This is a genomic window from Mammaliicoccus sp. Dog046 (assembly GCF_034039665.1).
In the GTDB taxonomy this organism is placed as follows: domain Bacteria; phylum Bacillota; class Bacilli; order Staphylococcales; family Staphylococcaceae; genus Mammaliicoccus.
On sequence record NZ_CP120131.1, the window covers coordinates 2090299 to 2107750 of the forward strand.

Genomic DNA, 17452 nt, shown 5'->3' on the forward strand with positions numbered 1-17452 from the left:
ACATTTATGATATAAAAACACAAAAAAATAGTGACTTTCCACATTTTTAATCAAAATGTCAGAAACACAATATATAGTGTCCCCCTAAAAAAGCACATACTATATTATGTGATTTATTATAACACTATCGACGAGCCATAACACTTATAATACCTTAATTTTTATAAAAAAATAGGGTTGACTTTCGAGGTATTCCTTTTAAGTCTTGCTATATCAACATTTGAAAATAGCTTACATAAAAATTTATAAAAACAAATTCATTTCAATTTCACTACTTATATTTTTCAAAGTCATTTTATGATAATATATGTTCATTGATAAAATTTAGAAGGTGTAAAAATGAACTCCACAATTAAAGGTATTATTGCTATTCTCATTTCTTCCATCGGGTTTAGCTTAATGGCTGTCTTCTTCAAACTTTCTGGTGACTTACCTGTCTTTCAGAAATCATTGTTTAGAAACCTCATTGCCATGATCGTACCAATTTACTTTGTATTAAAATACCGCGCACCATTTTTCGGTAAATTAGAAAACCAACCATTATTGATTTTGCGTTCAACACTCGGACTTACTGGTGTGTTATTAAATATCTATGCCATCGATCATATGGTACTAAGTGACGCCGATATGTTAATGAAGCTTAATCCATTTTGGACGATATTACTTTGCGCATTGTTTTTAAATGAGAAAGCTAGGACTTATCAAATCATTGCAATGATCGTTGCAATTGGAGGGGCATTATTTATTATCAAGCCTTCATTTGATTCGGATATGATACCTGCGCTCATCGGTTTATTATCTGGCGTATTCGCAGCAGGTGCATACACAGCACTTAGACCTTTGGGGCGTCGTGAAAAATCATACACAACAGTCTTTTACTTTTCATTCTTTTCAACTTTTGTACTCATCCCATTTGTGATTTTTACATATGAACCAATGAGTTTAACACAAATTATAATTTTAATGTTATCTGGTGTTTTCGCAACGATTGGACAATTCGGGATTACAATCGCATATAGCTATGCAGCAGCGAAAGATATTTCTATCTTCGTATACGCTTCAGTTATCTTTAGTGCGTTACTCGGTTTCATCATATTTAAAGAGGTACCAGATTTATTAAGTTATCTTGGATATATTATTATATTCTTAGCAGGTTATTATATGTTTAAAAAAGCACAACGTAACCCTAAACCAAAAAATTCAATTAAAGAAGGAGAATCATAATGTCAGAAGGCAGAAATAAAGACGAATTAAAAGATATCACATTATTAGGCAATCAAAACAATCAATATCACGACCAATATACACCAGAGGTACTAGAGGTATTCGACAACAAACATCAAGGAAGAGATTACTTTGTAAAATTTAATTGCCCTGAATTTACATCACTATGCCCTATTACTGGACAACCCGATTTTGCTACAATCTACATCTCTTATATCCCAAATGTAAAAATGGTAGAATCTAAATCATTGAAACTATATCTATTCAGTTTTAGAAATCACGGAGATTTCCATGAAGATTGTATGAACGTAATCATGAATGACTTAATCGATTTAATGGATCCACATTATATAGAAGTATTAGGTAAATTTACGCCACGAGGTGGAATTTCTATAGACCCTTATACAAATTACGGACGCCCAGATTCTAAATACGAAAAAATGGCTGAATACCGCATGATGAATCATGATTTATATCCAGAAAACATAGACAACCGATAAATAAGATAAAACCACCTCGAACGTTAACATCGTTCGAGGTGGTTTTTACTGTGCAGAAAATATTTATAGCTAAAGGTGAATCTATAACTTTTATGCGGTCCATTCACCCGCTAACGGGATTGTTTTCACTTTCTATCTCGTTAGATTTTCTAACAGGATTGTTTCCCAAGACTATCTCATTAGACGTTCTCAATGTTGCTTGTCATCCTTCACTTGCAATGTTCAACGCTCCAATGTTGCATGTCGACCTCCACTTGCAATGTTCAGCGCCTCAATGTTGCTTGTCGACCTCCACTTGCAATGTTCAACGCTCCAATGTTGCTTGTCATCCTTCACTTGCAATGTTCAACGCTCCAATGTTGCATGTCGACCTCCACTTGCAATGTTCAGCGCCTCAATGTTGCTTGTCGACCTCCACTTGCAATGTTCAGCGCCTCAATGTTGCTTGTCATCCCTCACTTGCAATGTTCAAAGCTCCAATGTTGCTTGTCATCCTTCACTTGCAATGTTCAGCATTTTTAGCGCTGACTCCTTCGAGAAAAGTGTGCTCATAAAAAATGGAGACATTCTAAAATCACATCGAACGTAAACATTGTTCGAGTTTTTTTACATTGTTGTACATTTATACAATAGTGGTTAAATTATACAACAATAATAGTAAACGCTTACATTTTTGAAGAATTTTTAAATTTATTGTAACCCTTGCTACCCATGACTTCTCAGATTTTAAATTGTCATTATTGTATGAATATTGTCAATATTTATCTTGTATTTATTGTTAGAAGCGATTACAATTTAACATGTGCTATTTTTAAGTACATCTATAAAAAGAATCTAGTTTATTGTGAGGGGAAGTACAAAAATGGATAACAAACATTATACTAAAGAGGAAATTATACAAAGTACACCACGTACTGGTTTCTTTGGTCATCCAAAAGGTTTATCAACGTTATTCTTTACTGAATTCTGGGAAAGATTTAGTTATTATGGTATGAAAGCAATTCTTGCCTACTACATCTATTATTCAGTAGCTAAAGGCGGATTTGGAATAGATCAAGGTTTAGCATTACAAATCGTATCAATTTATGGTGCACTTGTTTATATGAGTGGTGTGATTGGTGGCTGGATTGCCGATAGAATTACGGGAACGCGTCATGCGCTATTCTATGGTGGTATACTCATCATGATCGGTCATATATTATTATCACTACCAAGTAACTTTACATTGTTATTACTCGCTCTTTTATTCTTAATCATCGGTACAGGTTTACTTAAACCTAATATTTCATCTACTGTTGGTTTATTATATGAGAAAAACGATCCAAGATTAGACTCAGCATTTACAATTTTCTACATGTCTATTAACTTAGGTGCACTTGTTTCACCATTAATCATCGGTTGGTTACAAGTTAACGTAGGTTTCCATGCTGGTTTCGCAGTTGCTGCAGTTGGTATGTTCATCGGACTAGTCATCTATTTCGTTACAAACAAAAAATATTTAGGTCTAGCTGGTGTTGAAATTCCTGATCCATTATCAAAAGAAGAAAAGAAAAAAATCTCAAAAATCATTGCTATCTGCGTTGTAGTAATAGCAGTCATTTGTATTATTTTAAATATGTTTGGCAAGTTAACATTACCTAACTTTGCAAACTTTATTTCTATATTAGGTGTTGTATTACCGATTTACTACTTCGTCAAAATTTCTTTCAGTAAAAAGACTGAAGATTACGAGCGTTCAAGAGTATTTGCATATATTCCGTTATTTATAGCAGCGGTTGCATTCTGGATGATACAAGAGCAAGGTTCAACAGTATTAGCTCAATTTGCTGATACTAAGACAGAATTAAGCATGGCTAAACTTACTGGTGGCGCAATTGATTTCGCAATTCCAGCAGCTTGGTTCCAGTCTCTAAATCCATTGTTTATTATTATCTTTGCACCATTGTTCTCAATCTTATGGGTGAAGTTAGGCAAATTCAATCCACCAACTGTTTATAAATTCTCGATTGGTGTATTCCTTGCAGGTCTTTCATATATCATTATGGTTGTACCTTTATCAAGTGATGCTTCATTAATTAACCCATTCTGGTTATTTGCAAGTTTCTTATTAGTTACATTAGGTGAATTATGTATTTCACCAATCGCTTTATCTACGACTACAAAATTAGCACCAAAAGCATTTACAGCTCAAATGATGAGTGTTTGGTTCTTATCAAATGCGATGGCACAAGGTTTAAATGCTCAAATGGTTAAAGTTTATACAAGTATAAGTTCTAATGACTATTTCTTATACTCAGGAATCATAGCTATTGTCATTGGTATCTTATTATTAGTCGTTGCTCCAAAAATCAAATCATTAATGGCAGGCGTTAAATAAATATTAATGAATGCAAAGGCTGGGACATAATGTCTCAGCCTTTTTTATATTAGTATCGCTTGTTTTTCCTTGTATATCGCCTCTTCTTGCCTATTTACACGATTCTATATCTCTTGAAAGTTTTCATATATTATATAAATATTTTAATTATTCAAAAGATTAGAACTTATTAAAATTTTATTGAATTTTACAAATTAAAGATATACAATATTCTATAAACTTGCCTAAATTGGGGAAGTATTTAGAAAGGAAGCGATTTTTCATGAGCAAAATGACGCGAGAGGAAATGGTAGAGTCCGTTCCTCAACATGGATTTTTTGGACATCCTCGCGGTTTAGGTATACTGTTCTTTGTTGAATTCTGGGAAAGATTTAGCTATTACGGTATGCGCGCAATCTTGCTATATTACTTATACTTTACTGTCAGCCAAGGCGGGCTAGGATTAGATAAAGTAACTGCACAACAAATAATGTCTATGTACGGATCACTCATCTTTATGACGGGTATATTAGGCGGATGGGTCGCAGATAGATTACTCGGTTCACGTAGATCATTAATGTATGGTGCAGTATTAATTATGTTAGGTCATTTAGTTCTATCATTACCATTTGGATTAGGTGCATTCTTAATCTCTATGTTATTAATTATTGTAGGTTCTGGATTAATGAAACCGAATATTTCAAATGTTGTTGGTGGTTTATACCACAAGAACGACGAAAGATTAGATGCAGGTTTCGTTATTTTCTACATGTCTGTAAATATGGGTGCATTATTATCACCACTTATTATTGATAAAGTACGTGTAAGCGTTGGATTCCATGAAGGATTTTCAATTGCTGCTTTCGGTATGTTACTTGCATTAGTAGCATATGTCGTATTTCAAAAAAATAGCCTCGGACAAGTTGAAAACCACCCTTCAAATCCGTTGAATCATAAAGAAAAAATAAAATATGCAAAAATATTTAGTTTAAGTGCAATCGTCATTCTTATACTTATCGGCGTATTGTATTTCATGGGTCAATTGACGTTTAATTCAATTAGTTTAATTGTTTTAATTATTGGGGTCGTTGTTCCATTTATATATTGGGGCATTATGTATTTAAGCCCTGATATCAATAAAACTGAAAAATCTCGTCTATTAGCATACGTTCCATTGTATCTAGCTTCTGTATTATTTTGGAGTATCCAAGAACAAGGATCAAACGTACTAGGCGTTTTTGCTGAAGAAAAGACACAACTTGATTTAAGTGTGTATGGTATTAATTTCGTAATACCAGCTGGATGGTTCCAATCTATCAATCCATTTTTCATCGTATTATTTGCACCAGTCATTTCATTACTGTGGCAGAAACTTGGTAAATATAATCCATCTACACCACTCAAATTTGTTATAGGTTTAATCTTTGCCGGTATTTCCTTTATCGTCATGATGATTGCTATGCAAGTTCAACATACTGATTTAATGAATCCAATGTGGTTGATATTCAGCTTCTTCTTATGTGTAATCGGAGAACTATGCTTATCACCAACCGGTTCAAGCGTGTCTGTTAAACTAGCACCAACGGCCTTCTCAGCGCAAATGTTAAGTTTATGGTATTTAACAAATGCAACTGCACAAGGTATCAATGGTCAACTAGTAAAACTCATTGAACCACTTGGAGAACAAAATTACTTTGGTTTAATCGGAGCAATCGCGATTGTCGTTGCTTTAATAGTCTTAACAATGACACCAAAAATTAAAAAACTCATGCAAGGCATACATTAATAATGATAAAAAGGCTGAGACACAGTGTGTCTCAGCCTTTTCAATATGATAAGAAAAGATATCGTGCGATTGACCCTGAATCGCACGATATCTCGGCACTACCCTTTAAGTCATCGTCTCATAAAAATTTAAAACATTAAGATGTTTTCCTGTTCCTCTTTCACATATCAAAGATTAAATTGTCTCTGAATTTACTTTGTTATGTTTTTTATATTCGCCATTTTCACCTAAGAAGTATGTCTCTACTTCTTTCCAGTTATATACTTTTGGCCATTCATCATAATCTACATTATGTTCCGCTGCGTACATAACTCCGTGATTATTGAAACTTGCTAATTGCTTTGGATTATCATCAATTAAATAATCTGTATTGACGATACCTTTATCTCCACAAAAAACAAAGTGTTGTGGGTCTAAATATGGCATATGTTCTCTTAACCAAGCGTATTTATCAGCAAATGACGTAGGAACATCCATCGCTGCTGTTACAATATAAACATCATAGTATTCGTTAAGTTTCTTTACAACTTCAATTGCATCATTAAATACTTCTAGATCTCTAAAGAATCCGTCTTCTCTTAAAATTTGAGTAAGTACGCCTTGATGTTCAGGCATCATATTACGTATCTTAGTTCCTTTAAGTTCATCCATAGTCACATTTGATGAAGTCTCTTCATTAAAGCGTCTTAATAGTTTCTTTATAGTATCTGCTAGTACTTCATCCATATCAATTCCAATTGTTTGCTTCGCCATTATACCTACTCCTTCTTAATACTCAATGTATACTAGTATATCAAAGAAACGGTTCCCTTTCCTTTCTTACGAACCATACGATTCAAAAAATGCTTCTAACACTTTAATCATTTGGTCATTATGTTCACTAAAGCCCATCGTAATACGTACACCATTAGGGAATGGTCTTGTAATAAATCCTTCTTTAATTAAGTAGTCATATAACACTTGTGGTTCATCTGTATTCACAAATACGAAGTTTGTTTGACTATCATATAAGTGTTCTTTGAATGAAGCATTTAGGAACTTTTCAATTTCAACTCTGTTCTTCTGAGTCATGTCATTTAAATAGTCTTGATCTTTTATAGCTGCATCTGCGGCAACCGCTGATAAAGATGTCACATTAAATGGTAGTCTGACAATATCTAATTGATCTAATAATGATGCTTGTGCAACAGCATAACCAATTCGCTGTGAAGCTAATCCATATGCTTTAGATAAAGTTCTTAGAACAACTACTTGTTCGTACTTAGATAACAATTCTAAACTATTTGGCATATCTTCAGCATCAGCAAATTCAATGTATGCTTCATCTATTAATATAATGACGTCATCTGGCACTTTCTTAATAAAATCTTCTATTACATCTTGTGCTAAGTATGTACCTGTAGGATTGTTTGGGTTACAAATCCATATCAGTTTCGTCTTGTCAGTGATTTGATCATACATAGCATCTAAATCAAAGTATCCATCTTTTAGTGGCGTTGTTTTAACGACTGCACTTTCAATAATGGCATGATGCTTGTATTGTCCAAATGTCATATCACTCGTAATAATTTCATCCCCCGCTTCTAATACAGTTCGTGAAATCAACATAATCACTTCATCTAATCCTGAACCAAACAAGATTTGATCTTTATCTACATTTAAAAGTTCACTAAGCGTTTGTTTCACTTCAAATTGTTTCACTTCTGGATAATAGAATAATTCGTCCAAATTATTTTTTATGGCTTCTTTTACTTTTGGTGAAGGTCCATATAAGTTTTCATTAGAAGCAAGCTTGACCATCTCTCCGTCAATGCCATACTTTTCTTTCAATTGTCTTGGTGATAAACCTGGTTGGTATGCCTGTAATTCTGTTAATTGTTGCTTCATATTCGACGACCTCCATATTAAAATATAAAAACGGTAAATTCACATTTACCGTTTTTGTAATTTATTAGTATTATAGACCTAATCATTTTCAGAAATCAATGATATTTAATTAATCAATTTCTTCTTCTCTAAGTATTCTTTCGCTACTTGATATGCATCTTCGTCTTTAATGGTAACTTTATAATTCATTTCTTGCATCTCTTCATCAGTAATTTGACCTTTAAGTTTGTTCATTGCTTTCACAACTTCTGGATGTTCTTTAATTGTTTCTTTTTTCATTAAAGGTGCACCTTGATATGGTGGGAACAATTTTTTATCGTCTTCCAATACGACCATGTCATATGCTTTCAATTCTGCATCTGTGGAATAAGCATCAATTAAATCAATATCATTATTTTTTAATGCTTGATATCTGAGTTTTGGTTCCATAGTTTTTACATCTTTAAATTTAAGATTGTATTTACTTTGAATTCCTTTATAACCATCTTCACGATCATTAAATTCTAAAGTGAAACCTGGTCTAATATCTCCTTCAACTTTCTTCAAATCAGAGATTGTTTTAAGATTGTGCTTTTTCGCGTAATCTTTCTTTACAGCTAAAGCATACGTATTATTATATTTCATTGGGTCTAACAACTGCATTTTATACTTCTTATCTAAACTTTGGTTTGCTTGATTATAGACATCTTTTTCAGTCGTCGATTTCGGTGTTTCTTTAGTGATTTCACCTAGGACTGTTCCAGTAAACTCTAAGTATCCGTCAATCTCATCTGACTTCAAGGCGTTAAAGAGGAATGATGTTTTACCCATACCTGCCTTAACTTCGACACTATTATCAGTCTCGTCTTCTATTAAGATTTTGTACATATTCGTAATGACTTCTGGTTCAGAACCAAGTTTTCCCGCTAAAGTGAGCTTGTCTCCTTTTTGTGCAAATAAAGGAATCACAACTGATAACAAGAATACAATCAACATTGCGCCTAATATAATGATTGATTTTTTGTAAGAAATTCTCTCTAATATTCTTAAAAATAAATCAAAGAATATCGCTAAAATCGCTGCTGGTATCGCACCTAATAATATTAATGATGAATTATTTCTATCGATACCGAGTAAAATGAGATCACCTAAGCCACCAGCACCAATCAATGCAGCTAAAGTTGCAGTACCAATAATAAGTACCATTGCTGTTCTGATACCCGCCATCATAACTGGCATCGCCAGCGGTAATTCAACCTTAGTTAGTCTACGTCCCGTCTTCATACCTATCCCACGTGCCGCTTCAATCAGTGACGGATCTACTTCTTTAATCCCTGTATATGTATTTCTTAGAATAGGTAGCAACGCATAAATCACAAGCGCGATAATTGCCGGTATTCTGCCAATACCAAACAAAGGTATCATTAACCCTAGTAAAGCCAGTGAAGGAATTGTTTGTAAAACAGCCGTGATATTGATAATGACTTCAGCTAATTTCTTAGTTTTAGTCAGCAATATACCAAGTGGTACAGCAATCACTACTGCGATTAATAACGCAATGAAAGATAATTGAATGTGTTCAAGTAATGTTTCAAATAACTGCCCTTTTCGACTCGCTAATGTTTCAAATAATGCTTGCATTATGAAACACCTCTATTCTTTTCAGCTAAATAGCTAAACACAAATTGTCTCGTTACAATATGTGTTGGGGCTGCTTGATCATTATCCATAAAAATTGCTTCATGTTGTGCTAATAAATCATAAACATCGCCTATCGTTTGGCTCGGTTGTACCTTTGGATACTGGTTAGAAGATGTTGCATATGTTTCTGAAATAGGTTGAGCAATATCACCTAATTTCACTTGTTTCAATACATGTGCATCTACATTGCCTATAAACGAGCGTACAAAGTCATTTTTCGGTCTATGAATAAAATCATCCGTACTACCTATTTGCTCAACATGACCTTGATTCAACAAGCAAATACGGTCACCCATTTTCATTGCTTCTTCAATATCATGCGTGACAAATACGATTGTCTTTTTTATTTTAGACTGAAGTTCTAACAAATCATCTTGCAAGTTCTTTCTACTGATTGGATCTAAAGCACTGAACGGTTCATCCATAAGAATGACTGGTGGATCTGCTGCTAACGCTCGGACAACCCCGATACGTTGTTGTTGACCACCTGATAATTCACTCGGATAGCGATCACGATACACATCTGGATCTAAACCTACCATTTCTAATAATTCATCTACACGAGTCGTAATATCTTTCTTTTTCCATTTTTTCATTTCAGGAACTTGTGAGATATTCTCTTTAATTGTCATATGTGGAAATAAAGCAATTTGTTGTAACACATAACCGATATCCCATCTCATCTCTGCAATATCATAGTCACTAATAGGCTTATCTTTAAAATAAATAAACCCTTCTGATAATGGAATCAATCGATTAATCATTTTTAATGTAGTCGTTTTACCGCAACCAGATGGTCCGATTAATACAAAAAATTCACCCTCATCAATATTAAAACTTACTTCATCAACTGCTTTTTTATCCCCGTATGTCTTAGTAACGTTCTCAAATTTAATCATCTATAGACACCACATTTCCATTTATTCTCTATTTTTAAGCATAGTTATATATTTAATACCCAATTATTAAAATATAATGCCTACAAATCAATTAAATCGGTTGCTTATAGCTTTTAATTGTATCGATAAAAATTGGACAATAGTGTTTTAATTTATAGCTACCTATCCCATCAATCAAAATCATTTCTTTCTTAGATTCTGGTAATCTCTTCGCAAATTGTTCTAATATTTGATCTGAGAAGATGGATAAAGGAGAAACTTCGAGTTCTTTGCTTAATTCTTTTCTTACTTCAATCAAACGATTAAATAGACTTCTATCTACATCTGTTATCGTTTGAATATCAACAATTTCTTTCGGTTTAGATTTAAATGGTGTCGTCATAATTTCCACTTCACCTCTTAAGACATCCATCGCCGATTGATCGACACTTAATATTTCTTTATGCTCATTTAAATATCCTTTGTATCTTAATTCATCTAATAAATGATGACATTCATTCGTCGTATAATCTTTTAATATGCCATACGTACTTAACTCGTCATAGCCTAACGATTTGATTTGTTGTGCTTTTTCTCCTCGTAAAACTTGTATGATCATATTTCTTTTTTCATTATGTTTTAGTCTAGCAACACAGCTTAATATCTTTTGTGCTTCTGTCGTCATATTATACGTTTTCTCAGATTGCATACAGCTTGAACAACGACCACATTCTTCTAACTTTTCATCAGGGTTAAAGTAATGAATCATCATTGCTTCTAAACATTTCGTTGTTCTTGTATATTGAATCATTTGTCTTAATTTTTCGCCTTGCTTTTCTTTATATTCATCATCAGCTGGACTTGATGAAATAAAGAATTTTTGTAAATCAATATCTCGATCTGAGAATAATAATATACATTCACTTTCTAGCTGATCCCTACCAGCACGCCCTGCTTCTTGATAATATGATTCAATATCTTGTGGCATATTATAATGAATAACAAATCTCACATTCGATTTATCTATACCCATCCCAAATGCATTGGTAGCGATCGCTAATTTAATATCATCCTCGATAAATTTACGTTGTGCGCGCTCACGTTCATCTTTAGGTAAACCTGCATGATACATCACATTTTCAACTTCTAAATCATCAAAAGTTTCACTCAATTGTTCTACTTGTTTTCTTGTTGAACAATAGATAATACCTGATTGATGATGATGTTCTTGTACATATTCTTTAATGAAATTTAACCTTTGATATGTATGATTCACTTTAAACGTTAAATTTTCACGTTTAATAGACGTTTCAACAATATCCTCTTCACATATCCCCAGCTTCTGAGAGATGTCTTCTTGAACTTCCTTCGTCGCTGTAGCGGTCAATGCAACTAATCTAAAGTGATGCGGTAAACTCATCACATGTTTAATCACTTCTTGATAACTTGGTCTAAAGTCATGACCCCACTTAGAAATACAGTGTGCCTCATCAAATGCGATTAATTGAACGTTACATTGATTAATCATACGAATAAATTGGGGTTGGTTAAATCGTTCTGGTGCAATATATAGAAAATTTAATTCTCCTGATACGAGCGCATTTTCTACGCGATCTTTTTCTTTTTTAGACAATGTGCTATTTAAATACTCTGCATTAATCCCCATTGATCTTAAGCTATCCACTTGGTCTTTCATCAATGATATTAATGGACTAATAACAATCGTTAGTCCGTCTAAATACAGACCTGGGACTTGATAACATATAGATTTCCCGCCACCAGTTGGCATGACACCTAACGTCGGACGATGATTAATTACTCTATCTATAATATCTTTTTGCCCGTCTCTAAACTCTTGATAACCGAAATATTCTTTTAAAATGTTTTGCATCTATATATACACCTCTGTACGCTTATAATCTCTCTGATAAGGATGACCAACGCTCATAATCTTCTTCATATTGCGTTTCAATTGATGTCTTTTCATTTGTGAGTTCGTTTAATTTTTCATAATTAGTCGCATGTTCAACCATTTCTAAATCAATTTGTTCTAATCTTGTTTCTATATATTCAATATTTTTTTCTAATTGTTCAATTTCTCGTTTTTCTTTATATGACAATCGTGTAGAAGTTTTTGATTGTGCTTGTGGTTCGTTTTGTTGTGTTTCTTTCTGTTGTTGGTTTTCTTTTTTATCTAACTTACGTTTATATGTTAAATAATCTTCAAAATCACCTAGCATAGGTTCTACTTGTTGGTCATGTATAAACCAATATTTATTGGCTACTTTATTTAAGAAATATCTATCATGGCTGACTGTAATCACTGTCCCGCCAAATTCATTAATATACGCCTCTAAAATCGTTAATGTTTCTGTATCTAAATCATTTGTAGGTTCATCCAGGATTAATACATTCGGTTCATGTACTAATAACTTCAAGAGATATAAACGTTTCTGTTCTCCACCCGATAATTTACTAATTTGAGTGCCGTGTGTCTGGCTCGGGAATAAAAATCTCTCTAATAATTGCGTAACAGATACAACCGTGCCATCTTTCTCTTTCGCTACTTCGCTTTCATCTCTCAAATAATCAATCATTCGTTTATTTGAAGTCAAACTTTCGTCTTGTTGTTTAAAGTATGCAATTTTTACAGTTTGTCCTGTTATTAAATAGCCATCAAAGGTTTGGTCTAGTCCACTTATAATATTTAAAAGCGTTGTTTTACCCGCACCATTTTCACCGACTATACCAATGCGATCACCTTTTTGAATAATCGTTGTGAAAGGTTTAAATAAAGTTTTGTCGCCTATTGTTTTAGAGATATCTTCAAGTTCAAAGACCTGTTTTCCAAGTCGTGAATGCGCTAAATTTAAACTTGCTTCACCTTGTATTTTCTTATTAGATAAATCTTCTTCTAAATTATTAAATCTCTGAATACGTGCTTGTTGTTTTGTCGATCTTGCTTTTGCCCCTTGTCTCATCCAACCTAATTCTTGCTTATATAATGCTTTCTTCTTAACATGTTGCTGAGCTTCTATTTCTTCTTTTTCAGCTTTTGCTTCAATGTAAGCTTCGTAGTTACCTGGATAACTTGTTAATTTTCCATCTGATAATTCAACAATTCTTGTAGAAACTTGATTTAAGAAGTGACGGTCATGTGTTACAAACATAATCGTATGTGGATACTGTTTAATATAATTAACTAACCACTCAATACCTTCTATATCTAAATGGTTCGTAGGCTCATCTAATAATAATAAGTCTGGTTTTCTGATTAATTCTTTTGCTAGCGCAACTCTTTTTTGTTGGCCACCACTTAACATAGAAATCTTTTTAAGATAGTCATTGATGCCTAGTTTTGATAGAATAGTTTTAACGTCTGCACTATAATCCCATGCATTTAATCGATCCATCTCTGATTGATAAGTCATCATCATATCTAGATCTTTTGAATCACCTGACAGTTGATATTGATTAAGTGCATTTTCGTATTTCGTAATGACTTTTGTCATTTCAGTTTCATTACTCAACACTTCATCTATAACAGTTAAGTCACCGTTGAGTTCTGGTTTTTGACTTGCATAAGCGATTTGATATTGATTTGGATATGATGTTTTTGCATCAAAGTCATCATCTAAATTTGCGATTACTTTTAGTAATGTACTTTTACCTGTTCCATTGATGCCAACCAATCCAATACGTTCTTTATAGGAAATGGATAAATCTAAATCATTAAATATAACTTTATCACCATATTGCTTATTAAGCTTTTCAATTTTGTATGCTTCCATGATTAAACATCCTTTAGTTTTCTCAGTTTTCAATTAATATATTATACACTTTTTTTCAAACAAATGATATGAAGGAGCCCAAACTATGCAAGAGTTTTTCACAACGTTACCACCATATTTACAAGCACTATTTGCTGGTATTATCACATGGCTATTAACAGCTTTAGGCGCAGCGTTTGTATACTTGTTTAAAAATATCGATACAAAGGTCATTAACACAATGCAAGGATTCGCTGCTGGTGTTATGATCGCTGCGAGTTTTTGGTCGTTGTTACAACCATCCATAGAACAAAGTTCACATTCAGCCATGCCTTGGTTACCAGCGGCAGTTGGATTTTTATTAGGTGGTTTATTTATTAGACTGTTAGATTTTGTTATACCGCACGCACATCAAAATGCAGTAGATAAAAATCAAAAAGTCGAAGGTCCGGATACTAAATTAGGTAAGAATACTTTACTGTTCCTAGCCATTACACTACATAACATCCCTGAAGGTATGGCTATCGGTGTTGCTTTCGGGGGAGTTGCAACAGGTAATGAAGGTGCAACACTTTTAGGAGCGTTAGGTTTAGCAATAGGAATCGGGATACAAAATATTCCTGAAGGTGCAGCATTATCTATGCCAATTCGCGCTTCAGGATTATCAAGATGGAAATCATTTAATTACGGACAAGCTTCAGCATTAGTCGAACCCGTCTTCGCTATGTTAGGTGCATTGTTAGTTGTCATCGCAACACCAATACTGCCTTATGCACTCGCATTTGCTGCAGGCGCTATGATATTCGTTGTAGTAGAAGAACTCATTCCAGAATCACAATCAGGTAATAATACTGATTTAGCAACATTAGGTTTAATGGGCGGATTTACTATCATGATGATATTAGACGTAGCATTAGGTTAATATAAAAAGAAGTTCATAGTAATGGGCTTCTTTTTTGTCTTTTATGTTGATTTAACGGACTTTTCTCTCTTGTTTTGTCCTTTACACTGTTCTAACGGACTTTTCTCTCTTGTTTTGTCCTTTACACTGTTCTAACGGACTTTTCTCTCTTGTTTTGTCCTTTACACTGCTCTAACGGACTTTTCTCTCTTGTTTTGTCCTTTACACTGCTTTAACGGACTTTTCTCTCTTGTTTTGTCCTTTACACTGCTCTAGCGGACTTTTCTCTCTTGTTTTGTCCTTTACATTATCTTATCTTCCACAATAATTTATCAAAAAAAGAAGCTCGCAGCTGCGAGCTTCTTTTTATTTTTCTTCATAGCCATGACCTGATTTATATGAATAATCAGATGGATTTATTTTTTTGAAGTCTGGATTTTTATAGAATCTGAATAAATCTCCGTGTAATAATTGGTCGGATAGTTCAAGTTCTTTTTCAACTTTATCTTTATTCTTATCTAAATCTTTAGGTTTTGTTTTCATTGGTTGGTTATTCTTGTTGTCGTATACAGTACTACCTATTGATTTGTATTGAGGTGTGATAAAGTCACCGTTTCTAAATGCTACTGTTTGATCATGTCCTTTTGATAATAAATCTGTACCGAACATGATGTAATTGCTAGATTTAATACCTAATACATCAAGTAATGTAGGCATTACATCTGTTTGACCACCGTATGTCTTATCAACGCCACCTTTAAGTCCAGGAACTTTTAGGAAGAATGGTGTTCTATTTAAGTCCATAAATTTCGCAGGTGTGATTTCATCTTCACCTAACAGATTGGCCATTGCTTTATTATGATTTTCAGAAATACCATAATGGTCACCGTATATCATAATAACTGAATCGTCATATAGACCTTCTTTTTTCAATTGAGTCATAAATTTCTCTAATGATTGGTCTAAATAACGTGCTGTTTGAACATATCCATCTAATGTCGCACTACCTGTATTAGGTTTAGCGATTGTTGCATCTTCTTTACTTAATGTAAATGGATAGTGGTTCGTTAACGTTATGAGATGAGAATAGAAAGGTTGTTTCTGTTCTTTTAAGTGTGCAATTGATTCATCAAAGAACACTTCATCTTTCAAGCCTAGGTTTTCAAGATTTTTCTGTTGCATATCATAATATGTTGCATCATAAAATTTATCTACACCAAAGTGCTTGTAAACTTGGTCTCTATTCCAGAATGTTTTGTAATCACCGTGCATAACAGAAGTTTGGTACCCTTGCTGTTGATTTAATATTGCAGGTAATGATTGATACGTATTATCGCCCTTCAATGAGTACGCAGATCCTTGTGGTAACCCGAAAATACTGTTATCCATTGTTAATTCTGAGTCTGCTGTTTTCCCTTGTCCTGTTTGATGGAAGAAGTTCGGATAATATTTATATCCTTGATCTCCTTTAGCTAATGAATTCAAGTATGGTGTTACTTCTTCACCATTAACTTTGAAATTAATTAGGAAGGATTGGAAACTTTCTAAATGAATTTTGATTACGTTTTTATCTTTTGCAATACCGAATGTTTCTTTGTTTGGTTCTTGATATTTCTGCTTAGTGTAATTTCTAACTTCTGTTAAATCGTCTTCACTTGCTAATGCTTTCTGTGAATTATTTTGAATCGTTTTGACACCATCATAAACTGTGAAGTTGTATGGTCCTAAATATTTCACTAAATATTTATGGTCAAATGTTCTTGTTAATAATTCTGGTCTATCAGATTCAGCAAATGCTAAGTTTAAGAAAAATAGTGCAACTGCTACACCCATAACAACTGGGACAAATTTCTTTGGAAATGCTTTTGTTGTAAACCATTTACTTTTAAATATAAGTACAAATAAAAATACAATTGTATCTATAAAGTAAATAAAGTCATACCAAGAAAATGAGCTATATACCGCTCCTGACATAGATTCTACATTACTCACTTGATTTAAAGTGCTGAATGTTAAGAAATCTGAGAAGAATCTAAAGTATACTACGTTTGCGTAAAGTAAAAATGACAATACAAATCCGGCTATAAAAATGAAACAAAATGACTTTTTCCCTTTAAAGAATAAGAACACACTTAAAATTAAAGCAATTAAGCTATATGGATTCATTAATAAAATTAAATTCTGTACAAGTCCTTTTACTCCTAGTGACAAGTCTACATAATAGGCAAAATAAGTCTTTAATGCTATTGCTAAAATCGTTAGCAAGAAGAATGTAAAGACGCCGATCTTCCTATCTTTAGTTTTCATACCTTTCCTCCGTATCTCAACTCATAACAAGTATCTTTATCATTTTGTTACATATTATTGAAAGTTGTAATATTCTCGTAACATTATACGTTCAGTATTTTAATTTATACTACTTTACAATAAATTTCAACTAAAAACCTAAAATCCAAACTAAAAATGTGTA

12 protein-coding genes are annotated in these 17452 nt (G+C 33.2%); 5 read left to right on the forward strand and 7 right to left on the reverse strand.

Going from position 1 to position 17452, the window contains the following annotated elements; all coding sequences use genetic code 11:
- Positions 1 to 339 precede the first annotated feature (339 nt).
- From P3U32_RS10405 to P3U32_RS10420, 4 genes are all read left to right on the forward strand, one after another.
- A complete protein-coding gene (locus tag P3U32_RS10405) occupies positions 340 to 1224 on the forward strand; it encodes a DMT family transporter (protein WP_323703069.1) in 885 nt (294 codons plus the stop codon).
- Complete coding sequence (queF, locus tag P3U32_RS10410) at positions 1224 to 1724, forward strand: preQ(1) synthase (protein ID WP_323703070.1); 501 nt, start codon at positions 1224 to 1226, stop codon at positions 1722 to 1724. The genes P3U32_RS10405 and queF overlap by 1 nt, the downstream gene beginning before the upstream one ends.
- An 862-nt stretch (positions 1725 to 2586) precedes the next feature.
- Positions 2587 to 4101 (forward strand): peptide MFS transporter, encoded by a 1515-nt coding sequence (locus tag P3U32_RS10415; protein ID WP_323703071.1) that lies wholly within the window; start codon positions 2587 to 2589, stop codon positions 4099 to 4101.
- 262 nt (positions 4102 to 4363) lie between these two features.
- On the forward strand, positions 4364 to 5866 hold the full coding sequence (locus P3U32_RS10420) for a peptide MFS transporter (RefSeq protein WP_323703072.1): 1503 nt from the start codon (positions 4364 to 4366) through the stop codon (positions 5864 to 5866).
- Positions 5867 to 6040: 174 nt separating this feature from the next.
- Here P3U32_RS10420 and P3U32_RS10425 read toward each other — a convergent pair whose 3' ends face one another.
- From P3U32_RS10425 to P3U32_RS10450, 6 genes are all read right to left on the reverse strand, one after another.
- Positions 6041 to 6619 (reverse strand): 5' nucleotidase, NT5C type, encoded by a 579-nt coding sequence (locus P3U32_RS10425; RefSeq protein ID WP_323703073.1) that lies wholly within the window; start codon positions 6617 to 6619, stop codon positions 6041 to 6043.
- A gap of 66 nt (positions 6620 to 6685) precedes the next feature.
- A complete protein-coding gene (hisC, locus tag P3U32_RS10430) occupies positions 6686 to 7753 on the reverse strand; it encodes a histidinol-phosphate transaminase (RefSeq protein WP_323703074.1) in 1068 nt (355 codons plus the stop codon).
- 105 nt (positions 7754 to 7858) lie between these two features.
- Positions 7859 to 9373: an ABC transporter permease/substrate-binding protein gene (locus tag P3U32_RS10435; RefSeq protein WP_323703075.1), complete on the reverse strand. Its 1515-nt coding sequence runs from the start codon at positions 9371 to 9373 to the stop codon at positions 7859 to 7861.
- Entirely contained in the window at positions 9373 to 10332 is a 960-nt protein-coding gene (locus P3U32_RS10440) for an ABC transporter ATP-binding protein (RefSeq protein WP_323703076.1), read from the reverse strand. Before P3U32_RS10440 ends, P3U32_RS10435 begins: the two co-directional genes overlap by 1 nt.
- Positions 10333 to 10423: 91 nt before the next feature.
- Complete coding sequence (gene recQ / locus P3U32_RS10445) at positions 10424 to 12202, reverse strand: DNA helicase RecQ (protein ID WP_323703077.1); 1779 nt, start codon at positions 12200 to 12202, stop codon at positions 10424 to 10426.
- Between the two features lie 22 nt (positions 12203 to 12224).
- Complete coding sequence (locus P3U32_RS10450; protein WP_323703078.1) at positions 12225 to 14102, reverse strand: ABC-F family ATP-binding cassette domain-containing protein; 1878 nt, start codon at positions 14100 to 14102, stop codon at positions 12225 to 12227.
- Positions 14103 to 14187: 85 nt separating this feature from the next.
- On the opposite strand from P3U32_RS10450, the gene P3U32_RS10455 reads away from it, so the two are divergent.
- Positions 14188 to 15003: a ZIP family metal transporter gene (locus P3U32_RS10455; RefSeq protein ID WP_323703079.1), complete on the forward strand. Its 816-nt coding sequence runs from the start codon at positions 14188 to 14190 to the stop codon at positions 15001 to 15003.
- A 345-nt stretch (positions 15004 to 15348) separates the two neighbouring features.
- Here P3U32_RS10455 and ltaS read toward each other — a convergent pair whose 3' ends face one another.
- A complete protein-coding gene (ltaS, locus tag P3U32_RS10460) occupies positions 15349 to 17289 on the reverse strand; it encodes a polyglycerol-phosphate lipoteichoic acid synthase LtaS (protein ID WP_323703080.1) in 1941 nt (646 codons plus the stop codon).
- Positions 17290 to 17452: the final 163 nt, after the last annotated feature.